This window comes from Paenibacillus sp. 1011MAR3C5 (genome assembly GCF_003591485.1).
Taxonomy (GTDB): Bacteria; Bacillota; Bacilli; order Paenibacillales; family Paenibacillaceae; genus Pristimantibacillus.
This window is the reverse complement of sequence record NZ_QZCF01000003.1, coordinates 243,780-258,126: the sequence shown is the minus strand read 5'-3', so window position 1 is coordinate 258,126 and position 14,347 is coordinate 243,780. Positions and strand designations below refer to the sequence as shown.

At 51.6% G+C, this 14,347-nt stretch carries 19 protein-coding genes; 5 read left to right on the top strand and 14 right to left on the bottom strand.

The features are described from left to right. Window positions 1–77: 77 nt before the first annotated feature. Window positions 78–1,277 carry an acyltransferase gene (locus D3P07_RS10915; RefSeq protein ID WP_119800258.1) on the top strand — a complete coding sequence of 400 codons (1,200 nt, stop codon included), beginning with the start codon at window positions 78–80 and terminating at the stop codon, window positions 1,275–1,277. Window positions 1,278–1,342: 65 nt separating this feature from the next. Here D3P07_RS10915 and D3P07_RS27530 read toward each other — a convergent pair whose 3' ends face one another. The 3 genes from D3P07_RS27530 to D3P07_RS10905 form a co-directional block, all read right to left on the bottom strand. Then, window positions 1,343–1,477, bottom strand: a complete 135-nt coding sequence (locus D3P07_RS27530; protein ID WP_259391439.1) for a hypothetical protein — start codon at window positions 1,475–1,477, stop codon at window positions 1,343–1,345. Window positions 1,478–1,588: 111 nt separating this feature from the next. Next, a complete protein-coding gene (locus D3P07_RS10910) occupies window positions 1,589–1,948 on the bottom strand; it encodes a Lin0512 family protein (protein WP_119800257.1) in 360 nt (119 codons plus the stop codon). Between the two features lie 14 nt (window positions 1,949–1,962). Continuing rightward, window positions 1,963–2,730, bottom strand: coding sequence for an SDR family NAD(P)-dependent oxidoreductase (locus D3P07_RS10905; RefSeq protein WP_259391438.1), 768 nt, complete (start codon window positions 2,728–2,730; stop codon window positions 1,963–1,965). Between the two features lie 184 nt (window positions 2,731–2,914). Here D3P07_RS10905 and D3P07_RS10900 point away from each other — a divergent pair, with 184 nt between their 5' ends. From D3P07_RS10900 to D3P07_RS10890, 3 genes are read left to right on the top strand one after another with little or no spacing between them, the layout of a single operon-like run. Then, a complete protein-coding gene (locus tag D3P07_RS10900; protein WP_119800255.1) occupies window positions 2,915–3,439 on the top strand; it encodes a PadR family transcriptional regulator in 525 nt (174 codons plus the stop codon). A gap of 5 nt (window positions 3,440–3,444) precedes the next feature. After that, complete coding sequence (locus D3P07_RS10895) at window positions 3,445–4,206, top strand: CPBP family intramembrane glutamic endopeptidase (RefSeq protein WP_182914267.1); 762 nt, start codon at window positions 3,445–3,447, stop codon at window positions 4,204–4,206. A 52-nt stretch (window positions 4,207–4,258) separates the two neighbouring features. After that, complete coding sequence (locus D3P07_RS10890; protein ID WP_182914266.1) at window positions 4,259–5,032, top strand: MerR family transcriptional regulator; 774 nt, start codon at window positions 4,259–4,261, stop codon at window positions 5,030–5,032. Between the two features lie 114 nt (window positions 5,033–5,146). Here the strand turns inward: D3P07_RS10890 and D3P07_RS10885 are convergent, their stop codons facing one another. After that, window positions 5,147–5,614 carry a hypothetical protein gene (locus tag D3P07_RS10885; RefSeq protein ID WP_119800252.1) on the bottom strand — a complete coding sequence of 156 codons (468 nt, stop codon included), beginning with the start codon at window positions 5,612–5,614 and terminating at the stop codon, window positions 5,147–5,149. Between the two features lie 401 nt (window positions 5,615–6,015). On the opposite strand from D3P07_RS10885, the gene tlp reads away from it, so the two are divergent. Then, window positions 6,016–6,231, top strand: coding sequence for a small acid-soluble spore protein Tlp (tlp, locus tag D3P07_RS10880; protein WP_119800251.1), 216 nt, complete (start codon window positions 6,016–6,018; stop codon window positions 6,229–6,231). A gap of 85 nt (window positions 6,232–6,316) precedes the next feature. Here tlp and D3P07_RS10875 read toward each other — a convergent pair whose 3' ends face one another. The 10 genes from D3P07_RS10875 to D3P07_RS10840 all read right to left on the bottom strand — a co-directional run bounded on the left by D3P07_RS10875 (window position 6,317) and on the right by D3P07_RS10840 (window position 14,344). Continuing rightward, window positions 6,317–6,871, bottom strand: coding sequence for an NADPH-dependent FMN reductase (locus tag D3P07_RS10875; protein WP_119800250.1), 555 nt, complete (start codon window positions 6,869–6,871; stop codon window positions 6,317–6,319). A gap of 55 nt (window positions 6,872–6,926) precedes the next feature. Beyond that, window positions 6,927–7,376: a MarR family winged helix-turn-helix transcriptional regulator gene (locus D3P07_RS10870; RefSeq protein ID WP_119800249.1), complete on the bottom strand. Its 450-nt coding sequence runs from the start codon at window positions 7,374–7,376 to the stop codon at window positions 6,927–6,929. Between the two features lie 105 nt (window positions 7,377–7,481). Further along, window positions 7,482–8,153 (bottom strand): hypothetical protein, encoded by a 672-nt coding sequence (locus D3P07_RS26980; protein ID WP_182914265.1) that lies wholly within the window; start codon window positions 8,151–8,153, stop codon window positions 7,482–7,484. Next, window positions 8,154–9,206: a hypothetical protein gene (locus tag D3P07_RS27525; RefSeq protein WP_259391437.1), complete on the bottom strand. Its 1,053-nt coding sequence runs from the start codon at window positions 9,204–9,206 to the stop codon at window positions 8,154–8,156. It abuts the gene before it with no gap. Window positions 9,207–9,217: 11 nt separating this feature from the next. Then, the gene (locus tag D3P07_RS10855; protein ID WP_119800247.1) at window positions 9,218–10,633 is read right to left on the bottom strand and encodes an FtsX-like permease family protein; all 1,416 of its coding nucleotides are present in this window, start codon (window positions 10,631–10,633) and stop codon (window positions 9,218–9,220) included. Then, window positions 10,630–11,364 carry an ABC transporter ATP-binding protein gene (locus tag D3P07_RS10850; protein ID WP_259391436.1) on the bottom strand — a complete coding sequence of 245 codons (735 nt, stop codon included), beginning with the start codon at window positions 11,362–11,364 and terminating at the stop codon, window positions 10,630–10,632. Before D3P07_RS10850 ends, D3P07_RS10855 begins: the two co-directional genes overlap by 4 nt. 101 nt (window positions 11,365–11,465) lie before the next feature. Next, window positions 11,466–13,139: an alkaline phosphatase gene (locus D3P07_RS10845; RefSeq protein WP_119800789.1), complete on the bottom strand. Its 1,674-nt coding sequence runs from the start codon at window positions 13,137–13,139 to the stop codon at window positions 11,466–11,468. A 255-nt stretch (window positions 13,140–13,394) separates the two neighbouring features. Continuing rightward, complete coding sequence (locus tag D3P07_RS26975) at window positions 13,395–13,553, bottom strand: hypothetical protein (RefSeq protein WP_182914264.1); 159 nt, start codon at window positions 13,551–13,553, stop codon at window positions 13,395–13,397. A 113-nt stretch (window positions 13,554–13,666) separates the two neighbouring features. After that, window positions 13,667–13,789 carry a hypothetical protein gene (locus D3P07_RS27520; protein ID WP_259391435.1) on the bottom strand — a complete coding sequence of 41 codons (123 nt, stop codon included), beginning with the start codon at window positions 13,787–13,789 and terminating at the stop codon, window positions 13,667–13,669. Between the two features lie 210 nt (window positions 13,790–13,999). Then, window positions 14,000–14,344 carry a hypothetical protein gene (locus D3P07_RS10840; protein ID WP_119800246.1) on the bottom strand — a complete coding sequence of 115 codons (345 nt, stop codon included), beginning with the start codon at window positions 14,342–14,344 and terminating at the stop codon, window positions 14,000–14,002. Between the last annotated feature and the right edge of the window lie 3 nt (window positions 14,345–14,347).

Below are 14,347 nucleotides of genomic sequence, written 5' to 3'. Positions count from 1 at the left end.
GACTAATGTTTACTTTTCATCCAATAATGAGTCTAGGTTATTCTGGAAAATCTACTATTCATTTAGGAGAGACAATCATGGACCGTGCCATCGTTAACCAGCCGAAAGGAAGCCGATTGTCCGAAATCGACCTCGTGCGCGCCATTGCGATTATCGGCGTGCTTGCCGTACACGCCACTTCCTTCTCCACAGTCGAGATGCTGGTCTACCCGAATAGCTATCCCGTCTATAACTTCATCAATATATTTCTGAAATTCGGTACGCCCGTCTTCATCTTCCTTAGCAGCTTCGTGCTGTTCCTGAATTACTATCATCGTCCGCTATCGAAGGACACGATCCTTATCTTTTACAAAAAGAGATGGATCCACATTATTATACCATATCTTGTATTTTCGACAATCTACTACCTGCTAGTCTACTTCACCCGCGATCCTGCCGTCCTTCCTACCAACCCTCTTCTTGACTTTGCGCAGAAAATAGGAACGGGTACCGCCTATTCTCATTTGTATTTCGTATTTATCAGCATTCAATTCTATCTGCTCTTTCCGATTGCATTATGGTTGCTTCAGAAATGGCCTGGGCTTCTGTCTTGGCTCATTCCGTCCGGGTTAATCCTTCAATGGCTCTTCTTCGGCTTAAACGAGCTTATACCTATTCCTAATGTAGGAAGCTGGGCATTCTCTTACATCAGCTTCTATCTGCTGGGCGCCTATTGGGGCATACATTACCCAGCAATCAAGCAGTGGAGCGTTGCCCGCCGCCAGCACAGCAGCCCTTCGCTTCGCAGATGGGGTATAGCCGTATGCTGGCTCGTATGGCTTCTCGCCGGTCTGTGGCATGCCAGCGTATGGTTCGATCTTCGGATGGCTGCGATCGCCCGTCCGCTCTATGTATACACCTTGCTATGGAATGTCTACACGATTCTGTCCGCCCTTCTGTTCCTGTGGGCTGGCGCCAAGCTTCTTAATCGGTTCAGTCCTGACTTCTTCTGGCTGGCTAAGCTGAGGAAGCTTGGGTCGCTGTCATTCGGCATTTATTTGATCCACCCGCTGTTTCTCGCCGCTTACCGCGTGCTTCGCCCGGAAGGCGCACCGGAGATGACTCTTCACCTCTGGTATGGAGCCGGGTTCCTTCTGGCGCTGCTTGGCTCATGGGCAGCAGTATGGTTCGCGCATCGCTATTTGCCTGCAGTGTCCGGCCTCTTCTTCGGCAAAAACGAGCTCCGCACGCTGGAGTCCGATTCCATCAAAAGCAACGCCGCATCCACCGGCACCTAGCGAGCCTCCAAGCGAAAAGCCGATCCGCGCTTTAAACGCGGACCGGCTTTCTTATGGCTGCCTATTTATAGAAGAACGACTTCTGCGTCTTGTTGATGTTGCTGTTCCTGTGCAAACTGGGAATTGTTGCGACCGGTAAAGACAATGCTAAACAGGCAGCCCAATACTATAGCAAAGCTTCTTACGATGCGCTTGTCCATGTTGTCATCTCCTCTGTCCTTGGCCTATGACTTTATCTTAAAGGATGTTGAAGATGACAACCATTGATCTAGCTTTCAGTTGCATGACAATATTGTAAGACTTCTTGAATACTAGTACCCTACCTCTACAGAAGCAATAACGACATACGCCAGATCATTCGCATCTTGTTTGTCCGGAAGCACGATGCCGCTTGTCGTCAGCATGCCTCCGTCTACCACCTCGAATGTCACCTGACCATACGGCAGCTTCTCCTTCACAGCATCAAGGTCCAGCTTATCCTTATCGGCGGGCACAGCCAGCCGGACATTCACTTTCATCCGATTCAAGTCTCCGTCAGGCAAGACGGTACGAATGCCCGGCATGGAATTATGGTGAATCGCGTTCTGCACGGCCCGAATTGCCGCTTTGGTCACATTTTGCCCATGCAGATCAATGCCCATCCCAATCTCTACAAACATGAGCTGCTCCATCGTCATCATCCCTCCTATTGCGATGTCCAGCCGCCGTCTACTAACAGCAGCGTACCCGTCACCAAATCCGCGGCGGGAGACGCGAGATAAACAACCGCACCTGCCACATCATCAATCGATCCGATACGCCCAGCCGGTATCCGTGATAGCACATTCGCGCGGAAGTCCGGCGTATCGAGCCTCTCTGCTGTTCCCGGCGTATAGATGAATGTCGGGCCGACGGCATTAATATTGACGCCTCTGCTCGACCATTCCAGGGCCAGTACCTTGGTCAGCTGGTTCACGCCGCCCTTCGACGCGCAATACGCCACGCCTTCCGGGATGCCGACGATGCTTACCTGGGAGCTGACGTTAACGATTTTGCCATAGCCTTGCTTCAGCATATAGTTGCCCGCCGTCTGACAGCAGAAGAATACTCCCTTCAGATTCACGTCGAGCATATCGTCCCAATACTCCTCCGTGACGTCTTCGGCAAGCATCCCTTCCCCAAGACCTGCGTTGTTCACCAAAATATCAATCCGTCCGAAGTCGGCCGCAATCTGTCCGAATACCTCTTTGATCTGAGATACATTGCGCACGTCCAGCGCGTAAGCCGCCGCTTCTCCCCCGGCTTCCTTGATCTCATCCACCAATGTGGCCAGATCCTCCTTCTTGCGCGCTGTCGCCGCCACCTTCGCTCCAGCAGCCGCCAGCGCTTGCGCCAGCCCGTAGCCGATTCCCTTGCTCGCTCCCGTAACAATGGCGATTTTGCCTTCGATACTGAAATTTGGACCCTTCATCATCACCACTCCTTTGCCCTTTAATCCACGATTTTCAGCGTGATTCTGCTACAGAACATTTTACCATATCGTTCCTTCGATAAGCTCGCTTTTCCCATTTTCCAAATCGTCTATTGACATCATTTAACGTCAGTCGTATATTAAATATATCAAATTGATATATCGTTATGATATATGGAGGGTTTTTATGGTTGAACAAGTGATCCTGGGGATGTTAATGCAAGGCAAGATGAGCGGCTACGATATTAAGAAGACGACGGAGCAAACCGTAGGACTGTACTTCACAATCAGTTACGGGAGCTTATATCCCGCTCTGAAGCGGCTCGTGGAAGGCGGCATGGTGACTGAGGAAGAAACGAACAACAGCAAGAACAAAAAGCTGTACGAATTAACAGAAGCCGGTCGTCAGAGCTTCCTTAGCTGGCTGCGCGAGCCGCTGCAATCGAACCGGCGCGAATACTTGGTGAAGATTTTCTTCTATGATTATTTGGAGCAAGACACACGAGTCCGTAATCTTGGGCTGTTTATGCATGAACAAACCGCGGTACTCTCTCGCATTGAAGCTGTCGAACGGATCGTCGGGCAGGAGCTAACCCAAATTCCGAATAAAGACGACTATTACTACCGCATGTCCGTCATGCATTACGGCCTGCAGTTTTATCGCATGGAGCTGGAATGGCTCAAGCAACTTATCGAAAAGAGGGAGTTCTAATGCATATGACCGGTAAGGAAACATCCATCGCCAAAAAACCTTTTCTCGTTCTGCTATGGATCGAGCTGGCGCTCATCGTATTTGTCGCAGGCGGCAGCGCTTATGTGTCAATTGCCGAGCTTACGCATCCGGCTGCGCCTTTTCTTGGGTTTATCCCGCTAGCCCTTTTTCTGTTGTACTTTCTCATTCGCAAAGACCGCGCCCGGACCTATTACCTGACAGGCATCTCGGCGATCAAAGGAAAGCAGTGGCTCGATTATGCGCCTCTCTTGCTTATCCTAATTGTGCTGCTTATCGCCAATAATGGCTTTGCGGCGGCTCCAGCCTCAACCTTCGTCTATCTTCTGCTTACACAGCTGCTGCTCGTCGGATTCGTGGAGGAAACGTTGTTCCGCGGCATTCTCATGCGAGTGTTCGCTCATAAGGGCGTCTTGTATGCCGTCATGATCTCCAGCGTATTCTTCGGCATTACGCATGCGCTTCAAGCGCTCGGCGGCCAATCTCTGGAAGATACGCTGCTCCAAATCGTATATGCATTCGGCACCGGCTTCATGCTGTCACTGCTTGTTGCGAAGCACCAGGCTGTGCTGCTGACGATTCTGTTCCATGGCCTGCACAATTTCATTAATATGACAGGGAATGAGCCAAGCAACCACCTGTATGATTATCTCGTGCTGGCAATTATCGCTGCTTATTGCTTATGGCTGCTTCGTTCCGTGCGCCAGACTCGCCCTGCAAAACAAGGGGTTGCGCCTTCCGTTACGTGAGGAGATATGATGGGTTCATACCATTATCCCTATAAAGGAAAGGCGGATGAACATGCACGAAGCATCAAAGCACTACACAGTTGGATCGTTTGCGAAGCTGACAGGCTTATCGGTTCGGACACTTCACTATTATGACGAGATCGGGCTTATGAAAGCGTATAAGGACCCCCAGAGCGGACATCGGTATTATGGCGAAGACGATATTGGCATCCTGCAAAAGATCGTAACGATGAAATTTCTGGGCTACAGTCTGGAGGATATTCAAACCCTGCTCCAGCATCCCCGGTTCGATGCCAGCTTGCTGGATTCGTTCCTCGCGCAGAAGGAAGCGCTGGAAGCCCAGCGCAAGCGAATCGATACCGCCATTAAGGCGATCACCAGAGCAACCGTCTTGCTCGAGGACAAAAAAGAAGTAGACAGCTCTATTATGATCAGCATCATTCAAAGCATTCAGTCTGAACATGAGCAGCGCGAGTGGCTGGAGCAATTTCTGGAGCCAGATATGGTCAGCGGACTGTTCGACAGACCGCTCGAGGCTCAGGAGCTGCTCGACAAACAGTATGTGGACACCGTGAATGAAGTCAGACGTCTCTTCGGAAGGCCGATCGACGATCCGGAGGTTCAGACCCTCATGCAAGAGCAGCTGAATACCAGCTTGAATTATGTCGGTTCGGACAACGTCCAAGATCTCGCGGTGCTATCCGAAATGAATGAGGATCAGCTGAAGAAGCTGGAAGCGATGATGCCTTCACCGTTCACCCCTGAGGAAGAGGAGTGGCTGCAGCAGGCAATGGATTATTTTATGAGGAAAAACGGCATGGTATAGGCATTCGTCCACAGCGGCGGAAAACACCTTGCTAAAGGCCAAATACCCCGTCATTCGCTTGAATGGCGGGGATGTCCGTTGAATCATATAGCGACGCCCGTCTGGCTGCAAGCACTATTCTCTGAACAAATAATAATTTGAGAATTGTATGCCCCGCAGAATCGGATACCCTTCCGAGATCGCGGCTTTCATCGGGTCGAGATCCTTTACTTCCCTGGTTATATAGTTCAGGAAGCTCGGAATCGTCACATGCCTGATGCCGTTGCCAAAATCAATGGTAGATTTGGCAGTGCCGACAATCGCAATCTGCTCCACCGCCGACACATCCGTATTCAGGCACAGGTTATATTTTTCGATAGGGATCGCAAACTTTCGAGTAAATCTCTCCACACGTATGGCATTGGAATCGGCATCCATCGATGCCTCTATATGAATCAGCTTATTGGATTTATAATCAAATGCGACCACGTCCATCTCCCCGCCATATCCTCCGTTTGGACGCTTATCATATTTAATATTGCTTCTGACGAAATATCCCGAATACGAATACCATTCATACGCAAGCTGCTCCAAAAAATTCATGGTTAGATGCTCCCCTGTTCATTAATTTGAATCCTAAATCGTGTTGCAGCCATGCCGTTTTAAGGCGTAAGCATGAATCTTTGGTATCGTTACCATTCGCTTTAAGCTGCTGTCTGATTTTTTGACGATATGGGACTCCATATCCCTATGTCATAAAATCCCTCTTCTTCTATGTTCGTAACGATACACCCAAATTCCTCTATATAGATTACGGGTCACACCAAGAACATACTAATAATTACAATTTTACCATTTCAAAAGAAGGAGGAGTAGCTATACTTTTGTGCAGGTAGGGTAGATGGGTTCGGAAGGGCGACTGCATTTCTGCCACTCTACGTATAAGAACATCGTTTACAGTTCATTCTAAAGGAGGATTTTGATACGAATGGGAGGAATTTAAAATGGCAAAACCGGATAATCGCTCTGATAATGCAGAGCATCTGCAGCAGCATATCGAGAACACAGAGCAAAATATGCAGGAAACCAACCAGTACTTGGCTGAGCACGCAGAAGAAATTTCGGCTGTAGAGAAACAAAATTTGCAAGAAAAGAATGAGCGTCGCCAAAACAGCATCCAGGCGTTCGCATCGGAGAAGCAAGACGAGCAAGGTCAATAACACCGTTTCGCCATGCATCGCAAAAAAATCCCCCGTCCACTCCGCAGTTTTGTGCGTAGGAACGGGGGATTTGCTTACCTTTTTATTAGTTAAAGCCTTTCGAATGACGGCCGTGCCACTCGATAAAGTTGTTCACGACTTGGTCAAGGAACGCGATCGTAGGCTCATGCGTCAATTCGCCTTGTGCGTTGAATTTCTCGTGGGCGACGCCAACATACACTTCGTTGCCCGGCAGCAGCGGCGAGTTGACGCCAGGTGCGAACAGGATGTCGCGAAGATGCATTTGAGCCTTCACGGTTCCGAGCAGACCCATCGACGCGCCTGCGATCATGGATGGCTTGCCAACGAGTACTTTCTCGCCTCTGGACAGCCAATCGATGGTGTTATGCAGAACGCCGGAGATCGAGCCGTTGTATTCAGGAGTAACCCAAAGCACCGCATCCGCCTGCTTCACTTTATCGATGACGGATTGAGCGCCTGTCGGAGGCACCGCTTCGATGTCCTGGTTGTACATTTCAACTTCGTTCAGCGTTACAATATCAATATCCAGACGGCCAGCGTAGCGCTTTTGCATATGACGCGCCAAGTTCAGGTTATATGATTCTTTGCGTACGCTACCGATAATTGCTGCTACTTTCATCTTATTTCCCTCCAAAATAGTTTTTAGTTGATATATCCACCAATGGGCCAGATAGCTAGTCTTGCGGCATCCGGGAGGCAGATTGCACATTCTCGCGCAGCTTCGTCAGCAAGCGAATTAGCTCCTCTTGCTCTTCCTTCGTGAAACCCCGTTCGAACAGCTCCCTTGTCGTCTTCGTGATCATATCGATATAGCCGCTCAGTGAACGACCTTCATCCGTCAAATATACTTTCGTGCAGCGACGGTCATTCGGACAGCCTTGCCTCTTGATGAAGCCCTTCTTCTCCAAACTGGCCAGCATACGGGTCAAGCCTGACTTGTCCTTGCGAAGCTGGTCCGCAATCTCAATCTGAGTCAAGCCCTCTTGCTTCAGCAGGAGCGACATCACCAGATGCTGTTCGGGAGCCAGCTGATATTGGCCCAGCCGATGCTTCAAGTAATTCGTAATTTCAAGGTCTATCGTATGAATCATCACGCCGACATGCTCCGTCCCTTGCTCGCTCATCGCATACCGCCTCATTTAGTTGATATATCAATCATCTTTCGCCAGTATGCCAGATTTCAGGGCTCCCTGTCAACTTTCCGGGCCTTCTTATTTCAACCAGTCCTGCTAATTGTTCGCATAATAAGCGGAAATGCTGCGAGCTAACGCTCCATCGGCTGGGCGTTTGCTGGCCGGCGGAAGCTGCAAGCCGAGTTTCTCTGCTTGCAGCTTGTTCGCGACGCTCGGCGTGTGCTCTAAGCCGAGTTTCTCTGCTTGCAGCTTGTTCGCGACGCTCGGCGTGTGCTCTAAGCCGAGTTTCTCTGCTTGCAGCATGTTCGAGCCGCTCGGCGTGTGCTCTAAGCCGAGTTTCTCTACTTGCAGCTTGTTCGAGCCGCTCGGCGTGTGCTCTAAGCTGAGTTTCTCTGCTTGCAGCATGTTCGCGACGCTCAGCATGCGCTCTAAGCCGAGTTTCTCTGCTTGCAGTGTGTTCGCGACGCTCAGCATGCGCTCTAAGCCGAGTTTCTCTGCTTGCAGCATGTTCGCGACGCTCAGCATGCGCTCTAAGCCGAGTTTCTCTGCTTGCAGCATGTTCGCGACGCTCGGCGTGTGCTCTAAGCCGAGTTTCTCTGCTTGCAGCATGTTCGAGCCGCTCAGCATGCGCTCTAAGCCGAGTTTCTCTGCTTGCAGCATGTTCGCGACGCTCGGCGTGTGCTCTAAGCCGAGTTTCTCTGCTTGCAGCATGTTCGCGACGCTCAGCATGCGCTCTAAGCCGAGTTTCTCTGCTTGCAGCGCATTCAACTATTCTTTGATTTCTTCGAACTTAGCATCGTATAGGCGAAACATCGTTTTGTAGCCGGATTCGTCGACTTTGACGCCGACATCCAAGCGGCCTGTCAGCTTGAGCGGCTTATTCGTGTAACGCAGCTTGGAGCCATCTTTGACAAATACAATCATAATCTTGTTCCAGTACGTCTCATCCCCGTTATCGAACGGGCACTCTGCTCCCGGCTCCGGTATGAGCAGGAACCAATTCTGGTCGAAGGAAAGCACCTCGCCCATAAAGCCTTTAATTTGAACCGTCTTCCGAGCATCGGACAAATCCCAGAATCGGTCGGAAGGTGTAGCCTGCTCCTCATTATCGAAAAATTCATTCCAGCCAATTTGCGGATATTTGCTGGAAGGGGCTCCCTCAGACGTCGGCTTTTCGCCTCCGCCAGCCTGCGATTTCCCATCTGCTCCGGACTTGTTTGGCGGCTCCTGGTCAGAACCCTTCGAAGCTGTCGGCTTCCCTTGCTCGCCAGCTCCTTTCCCGCTCGAGGCGCCCGACGTCTCTTGATTCGTCTTTTGACTAACTGACGATGCCCCCTTATGATCCGAAGGCCCGCTCGGGAGCTCCGACTTGCCCGCGCCTGACGGCGCTCCTGCCTGAGCATTCTCACTTGCTTCACCAGACTTATCGCTATCACTCGCCCCCTCACTCTTTTCGCCCGCTACAGTACCGGCCCGATTACTTCCCGTTCCCTTACCCTCTCTATCCTGTACAGTCGCAGTCGCATCATTTGTCTTTCCCTCGTTTTTGATTTGCTCTGTGCCTACAGTTTGCTTATTCCCACTAGAAGCAGCCGCTTGAGCATTTTCATTAGAATTGGACGGAATGCGATCTCCGGTGCCGCTATTCCTCTCACTGCTAATCTGCCCGCTATTATCTGTACGAGCCGCTGCAACTACAGCATCGCCGAAGGAGCCTGCATCGCCAGTCTCTGGCTTGGCTGCGCCGCAACCGCCAAGCATGACCATTGCAGCCAGTAAACCAATACCGGCCCGACTAACCCGCTTGCGATAACTCATCATCCTTTTCCCTCCTAGTTTCTGAATAGGGTAAGCGCATCTGTCCGGTACACACGGAATGCCGGTCCGATGGATGCAGCGATACCCAGCAGCAAAGCAGCCGCAGCCAATTGCCATTCATTCGCAGCCAACTGCATCGGCTGCAATTGGACTCCGGTCTGCGTGAACATAAAGTCTCCGAGCCACCAAGCAGCCAGCCGGCTTACTACAAAGCCCGATACAATACCTGCCGCCGTTAGCGCGACCCCTTCTCCGATCAGACAAGAAAGGATATAAGCTCTCGATTTACCGATCAAGCGAAGCAAGCCCACATCCCGCTTACGCTCCTGAATGGAGGACATCAGTGCCAATAACAGCGTTGACGCGGCTAGCAGGGCACAAATCAGCATGACAATCAATAAAAGCTGCGATCCGCTATCCACGACATTCAGCACATCGGCAACCGCTTTGCTGGAATAAACCGCCTGAACGTTGTCAAGAGCGTCATATGCCAGCTTCAGCGCTTGCGCACCCATCAGCGATCCCGGCTTAATCATAATCGCCGTAATTTCACGTTGAGCTTCATCCGTCTCATGAACAGCCCAGGCATAATCCATGGTCGTGAAGATCGCCCGGTCATCCGCCGTATTCAGCTTGGGCAATATACCCATCACTGTATACATAAAGCTTGCATGCGCATCCCCATGATGATCGGAGTGACCATCTGACTCCCCATGCCCTTCATTGCCATGATCGGCCTCGGAATGCCCAGCCCCTGCATGCTCTTCATCCGCATGACCGTCCGAGCCAACGTCTGCCCCATCACCCTCAGCAGCATGGCCCGAATCATGCTCCGCGCCTGCTCCATCAGCATGATCTTCCTCAGTGTGATGCTCATCGGCTGTGGATTCCTTATGACCCTCCGTCGAACCGCCGCTCACATCCACATGAGCGACCAATCCATGCGCCCCGCTGAAAGTGTCTCCGACCTTCAGATTCAGCGCCTTGGCTACAGCAGCGCCAACTGTTACCTCGCCAAGGCCGCCATACAATTTCCCTGTAGCCAGACTGCGGTCCTCATATCGCGTCAAAAAATAAGCGGGATCAACACCCACAATCGGATAGCCGTTATGGCTGTCGCCGGTTGTCATGCCGAATGCCGCTTCGGCTTCCCCGCTGTCACGAACCTCCTCCAGCAATTGCAGCGGAATGTTGCCTGTAGGGGCGCCAACCCGGTAGAACGTGTTCAAGACAAGCTGAGACTCGCTTCCATCCGCGCCAATAACCAGCTCAAACGGCCCGTATCCTTTCCGGGCGCCTTGCTCGACGCCGTCTTTGCTCATCAGCAGCAGCGAAAACAGAGCTACCGTCACCGTCACGGCAAGGACTGTCAACACAGTCAGAAACCCGCGATGCTTGACGTTGCTCCATACATATGTCCATCCGCTCACGCCTGTACACCCCCGGCTTCAACGAAGTGCCGTTCCACAGATTGAACTGGCTGTTGAACGTCCAGACATTTGTTCACGCTCGCGAAATCCAGCTTCGTCTTGAACAGCTCCGCCAAGTGGCGGTCATGCGTCACCGTTACAAGCGTCGAGCCGCTCTCCGCACATACATCCAATAGAAGCTGCATGATAACAGCAGCCGTCTCCCAGTCCAGGCTACCTGTCGGCTCATCCGCGAGTACAAGCGGAGGGCGATTAATCATCGCCCGGATCATGGCCACCCGCTGCTGCTGGCCTCTGGACAGCTTGGACGGAAGCTGATTCATCCGCTCTCGCAGCCCAACCCGCTCGAACCAGTTCTCCAGCAGCGTCATCCGCTCAGTCTTTCCCATCGAACGGGGCAGGACGAGCTCGACATTCTGGCGAACCGTCAACGACGGCACCAAATAAAAGTCTTGGAATACATAACCAACCAGCTCTGCCCGGTAAGCATCCCGCTCCGACTCCTTCATCCCGCTTACAACATGTCCGCCTACCTCAAGAAATCCCTTGTCTATCGGCAGCACGCCGCCCAACAAATGGAGAAACGTGCTTTTCCCGCTTCCGCTCGGGCCCAGCAGCGCAATAGCATCGCCGCTTTGCGCACTCCATTCCCCGACATCAATTATGAGCTGCGCGCCATGCTGTTGACGGAATGACTTCTGCAAGCCCTTCACCTTAATCATGTCTGCCATGCCGATCCCCCTTGCCTTCACTTGCGTATCTTCTCCAAACGGCAAACAGGAGAGCAACGCTCCCCTGTCTGTTGTCTCTATCGCTTCAAGCAAGCGAATGTTTACTTCACGATTCTTTCGGACAAAGCGTCCCAAGTCATTTTTTGACCAGTTAGTGTGTTGAAAGCTTCAAGCGGCAGATACAGCTTGCCGTTGTCTACGTCGCTTGCCAGATTGGAAGCCGCACCGTTCACCGTTACTTGCTTGCTGTCAAGATTGACCGCAATCGTATTGCCGTTATGTGCAATGGATGCCGTACGGTCCGACTCAATCCATGCCACTTTCGCGCCAAGCGTCTCTGCTAGCGCTTTGGCCGGGTACAGCACCTGGCCATCTCTTGTTATTTTGAATTTCGGATAGAGATATTTGGCTTGCAGCTTAGCTGTTGTGTCAGCCAAGTCAACGCCAATAATCTCAGCGGAAGCCGTCGCGATACGCGTGTTGTCGATTTGGCCTTTCACCATATCGGCGATCGGACCGTATGCCCATACGCCTACATCGACTGCGGAGTGGCCGTGGCCGCTCCAGCCGATCAGCAATCTTTTGCTAATAACCGCATTATAACCGCCTTCCTGTGCGTAGGAAGAACCGTCGCCTGCCAGAATGTATGCCGCTTCTTCATCCGTCAGATCCTTAATCCATGTGTTGGCGTGTACAATCGTTTTTACCTCTTCAATCGTTATGGCTTCCTTCAGCTTGCCTGCAATGTATTCGGATGAATTGTTTTGCTGATCCCACAGGTCCAGATTCAATTCATAAATGTTGTCACGGGACAAGGACAAGCCGCCTGTCTCATGGTCAGCCGTAATGACGACGGAGGTGTTGCCGTCTTTCTTCGCGAAATCCAGCGCAACCTTCACGGCTGCGTCGAAATCCAGCACCTCTTGAACCGTCGTCGGGAAGTCGTTCGCATGGGAGGCATGGTCGATGCGTCCGCCTTCGATCATGACGGCAAAGCCATTCTCCTCTTGCGAAAGAATGCTCAGCGCTTTGTTCGTCATATCAGCGAGCGTAGGAACCTCAGCCGTACGGTCAGGCACATATGAAACATGGGAGCCGCCGAACAGTCCCAGCACTTTGCCATTGTCAGCGCTCAGCCCGTTAAGGCCCGCTTTATCCGTTACATAATCGTAGCCCTTCGATTCGAAGTCCGCGATAATGCTTTTGTCGGAGCGTTTGCCTTTCTCATCCTTGCTCAGAAAGTAGGAGCTTCCGCCGCCCAGAAGGACGTCTACGCCGCTCTCCAGATATTGCGAGGCGATAGCCACCTCGTTGTCGCGGCTTCTAACATGGGATGCATATACGGCAGGCGTAGCATGTGTAATGCGCGCCGTCGTGACGAGGCCCGTCGCTTTGCCCGACAGCTCAGCCGCTTCTATAACGGATGCGAACGGTACAGCTATATCTTCGTTGGAAATACTGATAGCCGCGTTATATGTCTTGTTGCCTGTCGCAAAGGCTGTTCCTGCGGAAGCGGAGTCCGTCACGACGCCCGATACGATCGTGCCGCCGTCTTCGCCGCGGTCCGCATACGTCGTCGCTTGTCCGACGTAGATGCTGTCGAGCGTCAGGTGATCGATGCCTTTGTTGTACATGAGATAATTGCGTGCCGCACTCACTTGCGCAGGACCCATGCCGTCGCCAATGAGGACGATCAAATTCTTCGATGGGGAGGCTTTGACAGGAGCCACATCTTCAGCGGACACCGCCGATGCGGACAAAACGGTTAATGCCATACAGCCTGCGAGAATAGCGCGTACTGCTTTTTTCTTCAAAACAATCCCCTCCAACTCGAATACAAAATGTCTAGCAGAATTAGTTCCAATTATGAAAGGAAAGTATAAACGGGATATTATGCAGGCGTTAAGAAATGGTAAATCCGCTCACGAGCTTCAATACCTGTCAATCAGCACAAAAAAAACGAAAGACCCTTAAGCAGGGGGGCTTAAGGGCCTTTCGTTTATGAGGGGGTTTGGAGAACGTATTTTATGTTATTGTGCGTAATACCAGTTCGTATCGAGGCCGGTCACGGGACAGTACGGAAACTTATCCCCTTCCTTGAGCGCAGTGCGGCGGCCTGCTTCGCAAATATAATCGCCTTCTTGCTGAACAAATTCACCTGTTCGGTATGCCGTATCTGTTTGACTCATGGACATGCACCTCTTTCGTTTTAGTTGGCAAGCCGCCACCGGTTCCGAAGGTCCTGCAACGACTTGCTTGATCATCCTTAACCCTATTCCGCCAGTTTGAAACAGTGAATCCATTATTTTTTAGCACGAGAAAATGATTGGAGCGCGTGACCGATCTTCCGGCGCGCCGTTTTGTTCTTCAGCAAATAAGTCGCGCCCATGCCGATTGCCGTAAACAGCCATCTTTTGCCTTTCATCGTCATGACCTCCTTTCCTGTGTTAGCCATGTATACCCGGAAGCTGCGCGGACTAATCAGTCTGCATCCAGCAATTCAGCTTGTACTATTTATCTAGCCAAGGCTGGCCCACGGCAAAAAAAAAAGACCGCCCGGCACTTTTCCTGCCTAGCGGTTACGACTATCCCATATGCAATTATAATCCAACTACGAACAGACCTCATATTCCGCTTATAGCGGGATTCGGTATTCCGAGTTCAGCTCGATAATATGCTCGCCTTCATTGTACACCCAGCTGAAGTGGAAGGCATTGCCCTCATAGCGGGTCCGCGTGCGAATATCCGGTACAATCGTAGAGTCCATATGACTAATAATGATCTCTTCCATCTCCCGCAGCTTTCGCATGGTATCAGCCGCAAGCGCTTCGGCTACATCCTCCGGCTGCGAATGAAGAAAGTAGCGAAGCGCAATCTCTTCATGCGACAACCCATCCTCCAGCGCATAGCCGGACTTGTTCAACACTTCCTTGACTGTATTGATCCAGTCGGTGACCAAATCCATCGTAATCTCGTACATGAT